Annotated in this window: 17 protein-coding genes; 6 read left to right on the top strand and 11 right to left on the bottom strand. The window is 48.8% G+C overall.

Annotated elements, in window-relative coordinates; translation table 11 throughout:
• The first annotated feature begins 9 nt into the window (after positions 1 to 9).
• From XMD579_RS06245 to XMD579_RS06235, 3 genes are read left to right on the top strand one after another with little or no spacing between them, the layout of a single operon-like run.
• Entirely contained in the window at positions 10 to 519 is a 510-nt protein-coding gene (locus XMD579_RS06245) for a GNAT family N-acetyltransferase (RefSeq protein WP_371815195.1), read from the top strand.
• Entirely contained in the window at positions 516 to 1,499 is a 984-nt protein-coding gene (locus XMD579_RS11515) for a VTT domain-containing protein (RefSeq protein WP_173481050.1), read from the top strand. Before XMD579_RS06245 ends, XMD579_RS11515 begins: the two co-directional genes overlap by 4 nt.
• A gap of 16 nt (positions 1,500 to 1,515) precedes the next feature.
• Entirely contained in the window at positions 1,516 to 1,938 is a 423-nt protein-coding gene (locus XMD579_RS06235; protein ID WP_173481049.1) for a heme-binding protein, read from the top strand.
• 81 nt (positions 1,939 to 2,019) lie between these two features.
• Here the strand turns inward: XMD579_RS06235 and XMD579_RS06230 are convergent, their stop codons facing one another.
• The 5 genes from XMD579_RS06230 to XMD579_RS06210 form a co-directional block, all read right to left on the bottom strand.
• A complete protein-coding gene (locus tag XMD579_RS06230) occupies positions 2,020 to 2,748 on the bottom strand; it encodes an RNA methyltransferase (RefSeq protein WP_173481048.1) in 729 nt (242 codons plus the stop codon).
• A 69-nt stretch (positions 2,749 to 2,817) separates the two neighbouring features.
• Positions 2,818 to 4,182 (bottom strand): adenylosuccinate lyase, encoded by a 1,365-nt coding sequence (purB, locus tag XMD579_RS06225; protein ID WP_173481047.1) that lies wholly within the window; start codon positions 4,180 to 4,182, stop codon positions 2,818 to 2,820.
• Positions 4,183 to 4,478: 296 nt separating this feature from the next.
• Positions 4,479 to 5,153, bottom strand: coding sequence for a high frequency lysogenization protein HflD (hflD, locus tag XMD579_RS06220; protein WP_173484017.1), 675 nt, complete (start codon positions 5,151 to 5,153; stop codon positions 4,479 to 4,481).
• A complete protein-coding gene (gene mnmA, locus XMD579_RS06215; RefSeq protein WP_173484016.1) occupies positions 5,154 to 6,275 on the bottom strand; it encodes a tRNA 2-thiouridine(34) synthase MnmA in 1,122 nt (373 codons plus the stop codon). It abuts the gene before it with no gap.
• Between the two features lie 4 nt (positions 6,276 to 6,279).
• On the bottom strand, positions 6,280 to 6,750 hold the full coding sequence (locus tag XMD579_RS06210; RefSeq protein ID WP_173481044.1) for an NUDIX hydrolase: 471 nt from the start codon (positions 6,748 to 6,750) through the stop codon (positions 6,280 to 6,282).
• Positions 6,751 to 6,836: 86 nt separating this feature from the next.
• On the opposite strand from XMD579_RS06210, the gene XMD579_RS06205 reads away from it, so the two are divergent.
• Positions 6,837 to 7,295 carry a molybdenum cofactor biosynthesis protein MoaE gene (locus XMD579_RS06205; RefSeq protein WP_173483679.1) on the top strand — a complete coding sequence of 153 codons (459 nt, stop codon included), beginning with the start codon at positions 6,837 to 6,839 and terminating at the stop codon, positions 7,293 to 7,295.
• Here the strand turns inward: XMD579_RS06205 and XMD579_RS06200 are convergent.
• Entirely contained in the window at positions 7,255 to 7,884 is a 630-nt protein-coding gene (locus XMD579_RS06200; protein ID WP_173481042.1) for a pseudouridine synthase, read from the bottom strand. The two genes, XMD579_RS06205 and XMD579_RS06200, sit on opposite strands and share 41 nt — an antisense overlap.
• Positions 7,885 to 7,960: 76 nt before the next feature.
• Positions 7,961 to 8,170: a cold shock domain-containing protein gene (locus XMD579_RS06195; protein WP_173481041.1), complete on the bottom strand. Its 210-nt coding sequence runs from the start codon at positions 8,168 to 8,170 to the stop codon at positions 7,961 to 7,963.
• A gap of 195 nt (positions 8,171 to 8,365) precedes the next feature.
• On the opposite strand from XMD579_RS06195, the gene clpS reads away from it, so the two are divergent.
• Positions 8,366 to 8,722: an ATP-dependent Clp protease adapter ClpS gene (gene clpS / locus XMD579_RS06190; RefSeq protein ID WP_217362057.1), complete on the top strand. Its 357-nt coding sequence runs from the start codon at positions 8,366 to 8,368 to the stop codon at positions 8,720 to 8,722.
• A gap of 11 nt (positions 8,723 to 8,733) precedes the next feature.
• On the top strand, positions 8,734 to 10,998 hold the full coding sequence (clpA, locus tag XMD579_RS06185) for an ATP-dependent Clp protease ATP-binding subunit ClpA (RefSeq protein ID WP_173481040.1): 2,265 nt from the start codon (positions 8,734 to 8,736) through the stop codon (positions 10,996 to 10,998).
• Positions 10,999 to 11,022: 24 nt separating this feature from the next.
• Here the strand turns inward: clpA and infA are convergent, their stop codons facing one another.
• The 4 genes from infA to trxB all read right to left on the bottom strand — a co-directional run bounded on the left by infA (position 11,023) and on the right by trxB (position 13,769).
• Positions 11,023 to 11,241 (bottom strand): translation initiation factor IF-1, encoded by a 219-nt coding sequence (infA, locus tag XMD579_RS06180; RefSeq protein WP_169450742.1) that lies wholly within the window; start codon positions 11,239 to 11,241, stop codon positions 11,023 to 11,025.
• 150 nt (positions 11,242 to 11,391) lie between these two features.
• Entirely contained in the window at positions 11,392 to 12,117 is a 726-nt protein-coding gene (locus XMD579_RS06175; protein ID WP_173481039.1) for an arginyltransferase, read from the bottom strand.
• Complete coding sequence (gene aat / locus XMD579_RS06170) at positions 12,095 to 12,808, bottom strand: leucyl/phenylalanyl-tRNA--protein transferase (protein ID WP_173481038.1); 714 nt, start codon at positions 12,806 to 12,808, stop codon at positions 12,095 to 12,097. Before aat ends, XMD579_RS06175 begins: the two co-directional genes overlap by 23 nt.
• A gap of 4 nt (positions 12,809 to 12,812) precedes the next feature.
• Positions 12,813 to 13,769, bottom strand: a complete 957-nt coding sequence (trxB, locus tag XMD579_RS06165) for a thioredoxin-disulfide reductase (protein ID WP_173481037.1) — start codon at positions 13,767 to 13,769, stop codon at positions 12,813 to 12,815.
• Positions 13,770 to 13,865 lie beyond the last annotated feature (96 nt).

The raw sequence follows: 13,865 nt of genomic DNA, 5'->3' as shown, positions 1-13,865 counted from the left end.
CGATCCTGGGTGAGCTACTATTATTCAGTGATGAATGAATTACAGATTACACGAGTCGATTACCTAGACCCGCAACAGGGTAAAGATCTTGTCACTCTATTAAATGCCTATGCATTGGATCCCTTGGGGGGTGACACTCCGCTTAGTGATGAAGTGAAGCAGGCTCTTCCTGCTAAATTAGCTGAGGTAGACGGTGCAAATAGCTTTATTGCCTATGTGAATGATCAGCCAGTGGGGCTGCTTAATGCCTTTATGGGCTTTAGCACCTTTAATGCCGCTCCATTGATCAATATTCACGACGTTTATGTGGCACCCCAAGCGAGAGGTAAGGGTGTTGTCGATGCACTCTTTGCTGCTATCGAAGCGGTGGCTAATGAGTTGAACTGCTGCAAAATTACCTTGGAAGTATTAGAGGCGAATGGCGTTGCTCAGTCTGCTTACAAACGGTTGGGCTATAAAGGCTACGATCTTGGTGAACTAGGGGGTGAAGCCCTCTTTTGGCAGAAAAAACTGTCGTGAAAATCCCTCTTATCATCCTCCCCAAGCTCTCTAAAAAGAGCTTTTTGGTTGTTTTCATAATATTGACGGCATTTACTCTGTTCAATGTGAATAAGAGTTATAAAACCTATACGGTGCTTAACAATGCGAGGTTGTTGGGTTCTGAGACCGCTGCAGATATCCGTGCTAAAGATACACTGAGTGATTTAATTGACCATTATCAGGTTTCATTAGAGGGATTGGTAGGGGTGCTAGGTGCGCCGTTGCCAGAGAAGAGCTCAACGTTAAAATCGATTGCGGAGAGTCGAGGTATGAGTGAACTGACTCTGATTGCTAAGGTTCAGTCTTTAGTTCCCCAGTCAGGTGATTTGCAGCAGAGTGATGATGGCTCTTGGTCAGCGTCGCTCAATGAGCTCTTGTATGAGGGGTTGGCTCTTTATGGTCTTCCTATCGTGCTAGCGGTTGTATTACTTGGTGCTTTAGGTTTGCCTGTACCAGCGGGTCCAATGACCGGAATAGTGGGGCTAATGGCCTTCTCAGGTCTGTTCGATGCTTTTTTTGCGGCTGTTGGGATAGTGGTTGCAGCGTTTTTAGGTGATGTTCTGTTGTTTGAGTTGGGTCGACGAATGGATACCGCTTGGTTCGATAAGCACGGCGCAAAATTTGGTTTCAATAAGAAGAGTCGTCACAGGGTAGAGCATCTTTTTCACCGTTGGGGCTCTTTGACACTAATACTGTCGAGATCTTTGGTGGCGCACATCAGTGCGGTTGTCAGCCTGATGGCAGGTGCCTCTTCATTAGGTCGAACAAAATACTGGCTAAACTGTCTAATAGGTCGGCTTGGTTGGTTGTTAATCTATTTTGGTTTTGGGTATTTCGTTGGGGATAATCTTGCAATGGCAGGTAGCTTCTTGGGATACCTGAGTTTAAGTTTGTTGGGGCTGTTACTGATCATTGTGCTCTTTGATCAGTACCACAAGCAAAGTCATAGAGTGGTATGAGGTAACCAGGGAAGCTATGTTTGAATCGGTTCGTTCTTTAACAATGGAAGCGGCACTTGAATTGGCTAAAACCGTTCAAGCTGAAGCGGATACTCAAGGGTTCGCCATGAATGTGGTTGTCGTCGATCGCTCAGGTCTGCCTTTAGTGGTACTCAGAAACCCTAAGGCGCCGGATGCCTCTTTGGAGTTTGCGGAGCGTAAAGCTTACACCGCTGCGAGCTATGGCTGGCCAACCGCTAAGTGGCAGGAGATTGTGGGTGAGCGTCCATTGGTGATGCAGGGGCTAGCGCAAAATCCTAAAGTCTCTCTGATCGCTGGTGGTCTACCCGTTAAGCTGGGCGATGAAACCATCGGGGGGCTAGGGGTAGCAGGTGCTAAAGCGCCAGAGGATCATGCGGTTGCCGCTGCGGGTTTAGAGGCGTTTTTGGAAAAGCCTTAATGCGTGTGTGAAAGGGAAGACGAGTTCAATAGATTGTTGTTGGAGCCTTATCGAAGATGAGGCGATGTCCGGTTTCGCGCGTTAGCTTCCCTTGTTTTCGCGATCCAGGGTCTCTTCGACGGCGTTGAGAATGCCTCGTAACATACCCATCTCGGTTTTCTCTGGACGGGTGCGATTGAAGTAGCGTTTCAGTTTATCCAATACGCGTCCTTCGTGTTGAGGGATGATAAAGCTGACTCGACGTAGCACGCGCTCTAGGTGTTCAAAGAATAGAACCATCTCATGTTGGCGCGGGTAGGGTGCCTCTTCAACTTTTTCAGGTGCTAGGCGACTGGCACGGCGTAACTCATAGCAGACCAGTTGAATCGCCTGTGAAACATTCAAAACCGGGTAGTCCGGGTTGGCATCAATAAACAGGTGTCGATTACACATCAGCATCTCTTTATTGTTTAAACCCATAGTCTCGCGCCCAAAGATGATCGCGATTTCGCCGGAGTGTGATTCAGTATGAATCTGTTGTGCAGCGCTCTCTAAGTCTTGCAAGGGGAGGTCGAAGGTTCTTTCACGAGCACTGGTGCCGACCACCAGCTGACAGTCTGCAATCGCCTCTTCGAGGGTTGCAACTACCTTCGCACTCTCCAATAAATCTTTAGCGCCAGCGGCACGCGAAGTGGCCTCTTCACTTGGAAACTCACGAGGGTTGACTAGCCAGAGTTGGCCCAGTCCCATGTTCTTCAGTGCGCGAGCCGCCGCTCCAATGTTTCCAGGGTGGAAGGTCTCGACTAAAACGATTCGAATGTTGTTCAGCATGATGGGTGATCTGTTGTGTTAAACAATAAAAACGCCCCATAAGGAGCGTTTTATTCAGCGCTTCATCGATTAGATGCGAGACGCTTGTTCTGCTGCATTACCGACGTAAGTACCCGGTGTCAGTGTGCGAAGCTCTGCTTTAGCGGACTCTGGGATCTCAAGTGTTTCGATGAAATCGAGCATCACCTCTTTAGTCATCCCTTTACCGCGAGTCAGTGCTTTTAGCTTCTCATACGGCTCTTCAATCGCATAACGGCGCATCACTGTCTGGATAGGCTCAGCTAGCACTTCCCAGCTGTTGTCTAGATCTTCATCTAGGCGTGCCGCGTTCACTTCAAGTTTGCTAATGCCTTTCAGTGTCGATGCATAGGCAATCAGACTGTGGCCAAACCCGACACCTAGGTTACGCAGTACGGTTGAGTCTGTTAGATCGCGCTGCCAGCGAGAGATTGGCAGTTTCATGGTCAGGTGGCCCATTACTGCATTCGCGATGCCCAAGTTGCCCTCTGAGTTTTCAAAATCAATTGGGTTAACTTTATGTGGCATGGTTGATGAACCCACTTCGCCAGCAATCGTTTTCTGCTTGAAGTAACCCCAGGCGATGTAGCCCCAAACGTCACGATCAAAGTCGATCAGGATGGTGTTGTAACGACAGACTAGGTCGAACAACTCAGCAATGTAGTCGTGAGGTTCAATCTGCGTCGTGTAGGGGTTGAAGTTCAATCCTAGACCTTCAATAAAGCTCTTGGCATTCTCTTCCCAGTCGATCTCTGGGTATGCGCTTAGGTGGGCATTGTAGTTACCAACGGCACCGTTAATCTTGCCAAGGTACTCGATGCTGTCTAGCTGCTTGATTTGACGACGCAGACGGTAAGCTACGTTAGCCATCTCTTTACCTAAGGTCGATGGTGAAGCTGTCTGGCCGTGGGTGCGCGATAGCATTGGCTGAGTGGCAAAATCTTGTCCGATCTTTGCAATGGCCTGTTCAATCGCTTCCATCTCTGTGCGCATTACGGCGACGCCGTTTTTCAGCATCAGTGCGTGAGACAGGTTGTTAATATCTTCACTGGTGCAAGCAAAGTGAACAAATTCGCTGATCGCGTTTAGCTCTGCATTGCCAGAGATCTGCTCTTTAATGAAATACTCAACCGCTTTTACATCGTGGTTGGTTGTGCGCTCGATCTCTTTGATGCGCTCAGCCTGTTCTAAAGAGAATTCAGCAACCAGTGTATCTAACAGTGCATTGGCTTCGCTGCTTAATGCAGGGACTTCAGTGATCTGCGGGTGTGAAGCTAATTGCTGCAACCAACGGATCTCAACTTCAACACGGAAGCGGATCAATCCGAATTCGCTAAAAATAGTACGAAGGGCAGAGGTTTTGCTTCCGTAGCGGCCATCAACGGGCGATACGGCTGTTAGAGCAGTGAGTTCCATGAATGGGGTCTCTTGAATAGCGTGAATTTAAGGGTCGAGATTATATAGAAAAAAGCAGAGGTTGGGGAGTGTCTAAGGTTGTGGTGACAGGCTTTAGCCTGTCATCCGCTCTATCAGCAATTTCCAGCGCCTCCATTGGAAGCCCGTCAGTGGATGACAGGCTAAAAGCCAGTCACCGCAACTTCGCGCTAATTCGCTCCCACATCCGAGTTCCGTACTATATTTCTACGAAGCACAATTGTAGGAGCGAATTCAGCAAAGCTGAAACCGCGAAAGGATCTGGCAGAGATCTCTATTTAAAGACGCTTCAGCTCTTGTAGGGCGTCACCGACGCGCGATCTAAAGAAGATCAAGTGCCAGCGTTGGCCGCCAACCTGTCTCCAAAGAATAGCCGCTCGAATGCCTGCCAGTAGAAGGGCGCGTATGCGGGCTGCATTTTCATTGTTCTGCAGATTGCGTGGGTCACCCTGTACCTGAATTCTGAAATTAAAGTTGCTGATCGTCTCTTGATAGAGAGCGTCAATACCAGCTATTACTGAGCTGTGAGTGAATCGACTGGCATCGGTCGGTTCGTCATCACGGTGATTGTTCAGCCAGAAGTAGTCCGCTTTTTTGGCAAGCTCATCCAGGCGCTCTGAAATGGTGTTCAGGTAGTCGCTGTTCTTGGCCAGTTTGCGCTCCAATGTGATCAGGCTTAGTGCGTAGCGCATCACCATTGGTGAGTAAGTATTCTCTTTTTTATCAATAATTTGCTGTATTGAATTAAAGCCATCATTGAGATTGATTTTGAGTTGCTGTCGACCGCCAAATATATCCTCAGTCGTAGCTGGGTTCATCTCGAACAGTGACGCGATAGAGACTTCGAAACTGCTGCTTGAACAGCTCCCTTGGCGCGCAATCTGATCGACGAGGTGAGCTGCTTGGAAGATGGCAGCCATTGCGATCGCTTGTTCTTGTTTTGCCCTCGACATCTATCGATCCCCCCAAGTCAGGTCACGTGAACTCTGTTCAATAACGCCACCGCCTAGGCAGAGATCGTCTTGATAGAGGACCAGAGATTGTCCCGGTGTAACCGCTCTTTGAGGTTGGTCGAAATAGACCTTGTAGCCCTTATCATGCTTCTCAATGCGGCAGGCTTGATCCGCTTGTCGGTAACGGACTTTTGCGGTGCAACTCATCGGTAGCTGAGGCTCTTCACCGTTGATCCAAAAAATCTCGGACGCATAGAGCCAATCACTGTAGAGCAGCTCATTATCGATGCCTTGCACTGCGATCAGTTCATTAGCGTTCAAATCTTTACCCGCCACGAACCATGGATCTTCGGAGTAGTTGGCTAGGCCGCCGATTCCGAGGCCCTGACGCTGCCCAAGGGTGTAGTACATCAAGCCCTGGTGTTTTCCGATGACATCCCCGGTGGGTGTGACGATATTGCCTGGTTGAGCGGGGATGTACTGTTTTAAGAAATCGGTAAAGCGACGTTCACCGATGAAACAGATACCCGTGCTGTCCTTCTTCTTGGCGGTAATTAAATCGAGCTTTTCTGCAATCTCACGAACCTTAGGTTTCTCCAACTCTCCAACAGGGAATAGCGTCATGGCCAGCTCTTGGTGGCCCACCTGGTGTAAGAAGTAGCTCTGATCCTTGTTGGGATCTAGACCTTTTAACAGCTCGCCCTTTTCACCCTGCAGGCGACGACGTGTGTAGTGACCGGTTGCAATCATGTCGGCACCCAGTAGTTGGGCATACTCAAGAAAGGCTTTGAATTTGATTTCACGGTTGCAGAGGATATCTGGGTTGGGGGTGCGACCCGCTTTGTACTCTTCTAAAAAGTGTTCGAAGACGTTGTCCCAATACTCTGCAGCAAAGTTAGCCGTATGAAGCTTGATCTCAAGTTTGTCGCACACTGCTTGTGCATCGGCAAGATCCTCAAGAGCGGTACAGTACTCAGTACCGTCGTCCTCTTCCCAGTTTTTCATGAACAGACCTTCAACTTGGTAGCCCTGTTCTTTTAAAAGGTATGCAGAGACAGAGGAGTCCACGCCGCCAGACATGCCGACAATAACTTTTGTCTCGGTGATCGATTTTGTGCTCATGAAGTCAGTCTAATTGATCGTGTATTAAATTAAGTGGGTAGCGTTTGCCTGCCAAATAGTCATCGATGCAGTCCAGTACCAGGTGGCTGCGTAAACGGTGCTTGTTCTCTGCTACCTCATCGCGCGTCATCCAGACCGCTTGGAGAATCCCCTCATCCAATGCCTGTTCAGGGTTATGCGACAGCGCATTCGCGATAAAAGTCACCCTATGGAAGGTGAGATCTAATTCAGGCACGCGGTAGACATAGAGTCCCAGTAGGGCATCCAGTTCAACGCTCCATGCGGTCTCCTCTTCGGTTTCACGCAGTGCTGCTTGAAACAGAGTTTCTCCATTTTCAACATGGCCAGCTGGCTGGTTAAGCACCTTTTGATCGCCGTTGATGATCTCTTCTACCAGTAAAAAGCGATTCTCTTTCTCAACAATTGTTGCGACGGTCGCATGTGGAAACCAGCGGTTTGGTTTGGAGTCGTGCATCGTTTAACTATCTGCAATAAAATAGCTGATTATCATATCAGATTTTAAGCCGTTTCTAGGCGGTGTTTCTTAATTTTGAGGTCAGAATGCAAGATCGCATTGAAGTCGTTACGCAACCGATTGACAGTTCAGATGGTTTGACTTGGTTGAAAGAGTCACCAGAAGGGGTGGGGGCACTGGTCTCATTCACAGGCATGGTGCGTGAATTGCCGGATGCCGATTTAGAGTTCATGGAGCTAGAGCACTACCCAGGCATGACTGAAAAGGCCTTAGCCAATATAGCGACTCAAGCACGAGAACGTTGGCCGCTAAAACGTATCTATATTGTGCACCGAGTCGGTCCTATGGGGCTGTCCGAAGAGGTTGTGCAAGTGGCTGTGAGTTCGGCGCATCGCAATGCTGCATTTGAAGCGGCCAGCTTTATTATGGATTATCTAAAACGTGACGCGCCGTTTTGGAAGCGTGAGGTGAGTGATAAAGGATCGGTTTGGGTCGAGCAGAAAGCTAGCGACGTCGAGGCCGCGAAGAGCTGGGGCGACCGCTAGTCCGCCTGTTATTCGCAGGTTGAGTTCTCTTTTTAGGCAGTGGTGCTAGGTTAACGTCCAACTTTCGCCACTCGCCTGGTGCTAAATCATCGATTGTCCACTCACCCACGGCATAGCGAATCAAACGTAAGGTTGGAAATCCGACGGCCGCCGTCATTCGTCTGACTTGGCGGTTTTTCCCTTCACTGATGACCAGCTCAATCCAGCTGGTTGGTATGTTTTTGCGCTCACGAATCGGTGGTGTTCTTGGCCAGGGTTCATCGATCTGGATGATGTTTGCTTTGGCGGGGCGGGTTAAGCCATCTTTTAACTCTACCCCTTGTCTTAGCTGATCCAAAGCCTGTTCAGTGATACTGCCCTCTACTTGAACCCAGTAGGTTTTGGGGAGTTTGAACTTAGGATGTGCGAGCCGGTGCTGCAGTTCGCCGTCACTGGTTAAGACCAGTAGTCCTTCGGAATCGTAATCTAAACGGCCTGCGGCGTAGATTTTGGGGATATCAATGAACTGTGCAAGCGTGTCTCTACCCTGATCATCGGTAAAGGTGGGTAGGACATTAAAGGGTTTGTTCAGTAGATAGAGGGTAGACATAGGGTAGGAGTACTCAAAACTTATCGCGCAGTGTACGCGATAAGTCTGCCAGCCCCAAGTCCCAGAATGAGCCCTTTTAGGCTACGTCGAACTGAATATTGATAGCGTGGTAGCCGCTCTCGACGGGTTTAGCGTCAAAGACGACCTCTTGACCCGCTTTAAGGGTTTTATAGCCCTCTTTCTGAATAGCACTGAAGTGTACGAAAAGCTCCTGATCAAACTGATCACACAGAATAAATCCAAAACCTTTGACGTTGTTGAACCACTTCACCTGACCTCTATGCATGACATCCTCCTATGCAATCTGATCTGTAACATGAGTGCGTAAACTGGTTAAATGAACGATCCGTAATGGGTTCAACACACTGACTGTTTGTTACACTTAAAGAGTATTTAGCGGGCGCTGGGTAATGAAGCGCTTTTCGAAAAACGCATAAACTCTAAAGCGGTAATTTTTTATATTTAGATTAATTTGGTGAAAATGAGTATTACAAAGCGTCATGCACAGCCTGAAATGTCCGATCAAGACGACGATCAACAGCATCCACCGGGATTGGCCACGGCTGAGGCGAAACCTGAATTGAAGCAACCCTCGCTCTATCGAGTGCTGCTCATGAACGATGACTACACGCCGATGGAGTTTGTGGTTCAAGTGTTAATGGGCTTCTTTAACATGAGCGAAGAGAAAGCCACTCAAGTGATGTTGGCCGTTCATACCCAAGGCAAAGGCGTCTGTGGCGTCTATACTAAAGATGTTGCTGAGACAAAAGCGGCACAAGTTAATCAGTATTCACGTGACAATAAACATCCGCTACTCTGTGAAGTAGAGCAGGCATAAGGAGATTCGCTATGTTGAATCGAGAGTTAGAAGATACTCTAAGTCAGGCTTTTCAATCAGCCAGTACGTCTCGTCACGAGTTTTTGACCGTTGAACATCTGTTATTGGCCTTGATCGATAATCGTCATGCGTTTGAAGTACTGGCTGCCTGCGGGGCTGACTTTGATGCACTGGTCAATCAGCTGCACAACTTCCTTAAAGAGACAACGCCTCAGCTTCCCGATAATGTCGAAGCGTCCGAAACCCAGCCAACACTTGGTTTTCAGCGTGTCCTTCAGCGCGCGGTATTTCATGTCCAGTCGTCGGGCAAGACCGAGGTCACCGGCGCCAATGTTCTGGTTGCTATTTTCAGTGAGCAAGAGAGCCAAGCTGTTTACTTCCTTAAGATGCAAGGGATAGAGCGGTTGGACGTCGTGAACTTTTTATCGCATGGCGTTTCGGACAGTGAGTCAGACAATGAGCAGCAGTCTGCTGCAGCGGATGCGAAAGATGAGCAGAAACAGGAGAGTGCGCTCTCTAAGTATGCGATCAATTTAAACAAACAGGCAGCGGTTGGTCAGATCGACCCGCTGGTGGGGCGTGACTCAGAGGTTGAGCGTGTTGTTCAGATTCTGTCACGTCGTCGCAAGAATAATCCGCTGTTAGTGGGTGAGGCCGGTGTCGGTAAGACAGCCATTGCAGAGGGTTTGGCGAAGCTAATCATTGAAGAGCAAGTGCCTGATGTGATTGCCAATTCAGTTGTCTACTCCTTAGATTTGGGTGCGCTGGTTGCTGGGACGAAGTATCGTGGCGACTTTGAAAAACGCCTTAAGTCACTGCTAAACGAGATCAAAGATCAGCGCGAAGCGATTCTGTTCATTGATGAGATTCACACCATTATTGGCGCCGGCGCCACTTCGGGTGGCTCTATGGATGCCAGTAATCTGCTCAAGCCTCTATTAAGCTCAGGTCAGTTGCGCTGTATTGGATCAACGACTTTCCAAGAGTTCCGCGGCATTTTTGAGAAAGATCGCGCCTTGGCACGCCGTTTCCAAAAAGTGGACGTGTTAGAGCCTAGTGTCGAAGATACCTACCAAATTTTGAAAGGTCTTCGATCACGCTTTGAAGAGCATCACGAGATACGTTACACCGATGCTGCCCTGAAGTCGGCGGCTGAAATGGCGGATCGTTACATCAATGAGAAGCATCTTCCAGACAAGGCGATCGATGTCATCGATGAGGCGGGTGCTTATCAGCGACTCATTCCTGAAGAGGATCGAGTTGAAGCGATTGATGTGCCCGAAATCGAGACGATTGTCGCTAAGATCGCTCGAATCCCGCCTAAGTCGGTTTCAGCTTCTGACAAGCAACAACTGGCTAAGCTTGATACCAATTTGAAAATGGTTGTTTTGGGTCAGGATGAAGCGATCGATAACCTGTCGGCGGCAATCAAGCTATCACGTGCTGGACTTAAAGAGCCCAACAAGCCGGTCGGTAGCTTCTTATTTGCCGGGCCAACAGGTGTGGGTAAAACCGAGGTGACATCGCAACTGGCTCGTATTTTAGGTATTGAGCTGATTCGTTTTGATATGTCGGAATACATGGAGCGTCATACTGTCTCCCGATTGATCGGTGCGCCACCAGGGTACGTTGGTTTTGACCAGGGGGGTCTGTTGACCGAGGCGGTGACTAAATCACCGCACGCTGTTGTGCTGCTTGATGAGATAGAGAAAGCTCACCCCGAAGTCTTTAACCTACTGTTGCAGGTGATGGACAACGGTACCTTGACCGACAACAACGGTCGTAAAGCTGATTTCCGTAACGTGATTCTGATCATGACCACCAATGCCGGTGCTGAGGATATGGGACGTGCCAGCTTTGGTTTTGCTAAACAAGACCACAGCAGTGACGGTATGGAGGCGATTAAACGACTCTTTACACCTGAATTCCGTAACCGTTTGGACTCTATCGTTCAGTTCAAAGCGCTGACGAGAGAGATCGTGCGTGGTGTGGTTGATAAGTTCCTTATGGAGCTACAGGTTCAGCTAGACGATAAAAAGGTCAGTATTCATGCCAGTGATGAAGCCTGCGATTGGCTGGCCGAGCATGGCTATGATGAGAAGATGGGTGCGCGTCCAATGCGTCGCCTAATTCAAGAGAAGATCAAAAAGCCGTTGGCCGAGAAGATCCTGTTTGGTGAACTGTCGGAAGAGGGCGGATCCGTTGAGATTGTAGTGAACCCTGAAGGTGAACTCGATCTTGAAACCAGCACAGAAACAAAAATGGCCACTGTATAGTGGCCATTTTTTTGTAGGTCTCGATTAACGAGCGCGGTAAGTGATACGACCCTTGTTCAAATCGTAAGGAGTCAATTCAACTTTAACCTTGTCACCCGTAAGGATACGGATGTAGTTTTTACGCATTTTGCCAGAGATGTGCGCGATTACTACGTGACCATTCTCTAGTTCTACACGGAACATCGTGTTGGGAAGGGTATCGATTACCGTTCCTTCCATTTCAAAAGCGTCTTCTTTAGCCATTAATACCTACCTTTGGAATTCTTTACCAAGTATCGCTTAGCGTGGAATTGATCGCTTTTGTGCGTTACTTGACCTGAAGGTCGCGTATTCTGCACTAAATTGCTAAAAAAGTGAAATAGTTTAGGTCGTAGACTCTGGTCGGCTAGACAATCACTTGATCATATCGTCCGTGGCATCAACCCAAACATCATCCAGCAAGATCTCAATGGGTTGATACTGTGTTTTGTAGGCCATCTTTTTACAGTTTTTCACCCAGTAACCTAAGTAGTTGTAGGGAAGGTTAATCTGTTTCAGGTAATCCACCTGCCAGAGAACAGCAAACACGCCAAGACTGCGTTGATCATGATCAGGACTAAAAAAGCTGTAGACCGCTGATAGACCATCAACGAGCTGATCAGTCACAGCGACTGCGAGCAGTTCACCCTCACTATCACGGTACAGGTGAAACTGCGTGCTTTGGTTGCTCTCCACTAAAAAGCTGATGAACTGATCTTGTGAGGGAGGGTACATATCACCGTCATCATGGCGTGCGTTGATGTAACGGGCGTAGAGATCGTAAATCTCTTCATCGAAACGAGGTTCGATCGTCTCAACTAAGATGTCTTGGTTTTTATTCCAAATGCGACGTTGAGATTTTGAGCGTTTAAAACGATCGACCGGAATGCGCGCTGAGATACAGGCAGCACAGCCATCGCAATGGGGGCGGTAAACGTGGGTGCCACTGCGTCGGAAGCCATATTGAGTCAGTTGCGAGTAGGTCGGTTTATCCAGGGGGGCTTGTGGGTCAACGAACAGAGTTTTGGCTGTCGCTCGCTCTATATAGCTGCAGTCATGATCAGGCGTGACAAAAAACTTAAGCGTTTGCAGATTCGACATCGGGATACCAATTTCGCTTTGCCCAAGGATTATGGCTAGGCGTCCTTTTGCAATGTGTTAACAGCTGCTCAAACTCGGTCCGTTCGATCTCAACTGCACCCAGTGAGGCCAGATGTGGATTGTAGATCTGGCAATCAATTACAGCATAGTTCGCTTTTTCTAATTCTGCACAAAGAATTTTAGTGGCCACTTTAGACGCGTCTGGTACACGCGAAAACATCGACTCGCCAAAAAAGAGTCGCCCGATCGCAATGCCGTATAAACCACCGACAAGTTGATCATCTTGGTAGACCTCTACAGAGTGGGCGATCCCTTGATGATGTAGCTCGGTGTAGGCGGAAATAATCTGCTCGCTTATCCAGGTGCCATCTTCACCTCTGGGCGCAGCACACTGCCTAATAATCTCTTCGAACTGAGAGTCGATTCTGACAGCGAATTGCTCTTTTCTGAGGCGTTTTTTAAGCGATTTTGATTCATGGAATTGTGTTGGGTAGAGCACGCAGCGGGGGGAGGGTGACCACCATAGAATCGGGTCGTCTTCGCTAAACCAAGGGAATATCCCCTGTGGGTAGGCGGCAGCTAACCAGGCTGCATTCAGCTCCCCGCCGGCAGCCAACAACCCGTTTGGGTCATCGAGTGCGAGGCGGGTGTCTGGGAAATAGGGCTCTCCCGGAGTGAGCCAGGGGATCATTAGATTACTTAGCTAGATCGTCAAGGTAGCGTTCTGCATCTAGGGCTGCCATACAGCCAAAACCAGCTGAGGTGATCGCTTGACGGTATGAGTGGTCAGCGACGTCACCGGCTGCGAATACCCCTTCAATACTGGTTTGAGTGGCGTTACCTTCAAGACCTGTTTTGATTTTAAGGTAGCCATGTTGCATATCCAGCTGGCCGTCAAAGAGTTCAGTGTTGGGTTTGTGGCCGATTGCAATGAAGACACCTTGAGCGTCAATCTCTTGAGTCTCACCAGTTTCGGTACTTTTCACGCGAATTCCGGTTACACCCATATCGTCGCCCAGCACTTCATCGAGTTGATTGTTCCACATCAGAGTGATGTTGCCATTCTCGGCACGTTCAAAAATCTTATCTTGCAGGATCTTTTCAGAGCGCAAGGTATCGCGACGGTGAACAAGGACCACCTCTTTCGCAATGTTCGAGAGATAGAGTGCCTCTTCCACGGCCGTGTTACCACCACCCACAACCACTACCTTTTGATTGCGGTAGAAGAAACCGTCACAGGTTGCACAGGCGCTTACCCCTTTGCCTTTAAACGCCTCTTCAGAGTCCAAACCGAGGTATTGAGCGGAGGCGCCGGTTGCAATGATCAGAGCATCACAAGTGTAGACGCCAGTATCACCGGTTAGACGGAATGGACGCTCCGTCAATTCAGCTTTATTGATGTGGTCGTAGATGATTTCGGTGTTGAAGCGTTCGGCGTGCGCTTGCATGCGCTGCATCAATTCAGGACCTTGAACACCCTCAGCATCACCTGGCCAGTTGTCGACATCGGTGGTTGTGGTTAGCTGACCGCCCGCTTGCATACCCGTGATAACAACCGGATTTAGGTTGGCGCGAGCTGCGTAGACAGCAGCAGTGTATCCGGCAGGGCCAGAACCAAGAATGATAAGACTGTGGTGTTTAACGTCACTCATAGAAATGTTTCCAAATAAGATGTCATAAAAATGGGTCTAAAGGGTTTATGGGGGTGAATCCCTTTTTTTCAATCACAAGACCTAACCTACCACTTT

The organism is Marinobacterium sp. xm-d-579 (assembly GCF_013282935.1).
GTDB lineage: Bacteria > Pseudomonadota > Gammaproteobacteria > Pseudomonadales > Balneatricaceae > Marinobacterium_E.
Note: the sequence above shows the minus strand (reverse complement) of the source record. Positions and strands in the feature narration are given on the sequence as shown.

Excerpts from the sequence above, each read along its gene's own strand:
- XMD579_RS06235 (WP_173481049.1), top strand. The coding sequence starts at position 1,516 with ATGTTTGAATCGGTTCGTTCTTTAACAATGGAAGCGGCACTTGAATTG.
- XMD579_RS06230 (WP_173481048.1), bottom strand. The coding sequence starts at position 2,748 with ATGCTGAACAACATTCGAATCGTTTTAGTCGAGACCTTCCACCCTGGA.
- purB (WP_173481047.1), bottom strand. The coding sequence starts at position 4,182 with ATGGAACTCACTGCTCTAACAGCCGTATCGCCCGTTGATGGCCGCTAC.
- hflD (WP_173484017.1), bottom strand. The coding sequence starts at position 5,153 with ATGTCGAGGGCAAAACAAGAACAAGCGATCGCAATGGCTGCCATCTTC.
- mnmA (WP_173484016.1), bottom strand. The coding sequence starts at position 6,275 with ATGAGCACAAAATCGATCACCGAGACAAAAGTTATTGTCGGCATGTCT.
- XMD579_RS06210 (WP_173481044.1), bottom strand. The coding sequence starts at position 6,750 with ATGCACGACTCCAAACCAAACCGCTGGTTTCCACATGCGACCGTCGCA.
- XMD579_RS06205 (WP_173483679.1), top strand. The coding sequence starts at position 6,837 with ATGCAAGATCGCATTGAAGTCGTTACGCAACCGATTGACAGTTCAGAT.
- XMD579_RS06200 (WP_173481042.1), bottom strand. The coding sequence starts at position 7,884 with ATGTCTACCCTCTATCTACTGAACAAACCCTTTAATGTCCTACCCACC.
- XMD579_RS06195 (WP_173481041.1), bottom strand. The coding sequence starts at position 8,170 with ATGCATAGAGGTCAGGTGAAGTGGTTCAACAACGTCAAAGGTTTTGGA.
- clpS (WP_217362057.1), top strand. The coding sequence starts at position 8,366 with ATGAGTATTACAAAGCGTCATGCACAGCCTGAAATGTCCGATCAAGAC.
- clpA (WP_173481040.1), top strand. The coding sequence starts at position 8,734 with ATGTTGAATCGAGAGTTAGAAGATACTCTAAGTCAGGCTTTTCAATCA.
- infA (WP_169450742.1), bottom strand. The coding sequence starts at position 11,241 with ATGGCTAAAGAAGACGCTTTTGAAATGGAAGGAACGGTAATCGATACC.
- XMD579_RS06175 (WP_173481039.1), bottom strand. The coding sequence starts at position 12,117 with ATGTCGAATCTGCAAACGCTTAAGTTTTTTGTCACGCCTGATCATGAC.
- aat (WP_173481038.1), bottom strand. The coding sequence starts at position 12,808 with ATGATCCCCTGGCTCACTCCGGGAGAGCCCTATTTCCCAGACACCCGC.
- trxB (WP_173481037.1), bottom strand. The coding sequence starts at position 13,769 with ATGAGTGACGTTAAACACCACAGTCTTATCATTCTTGGTTCTGGCCCT.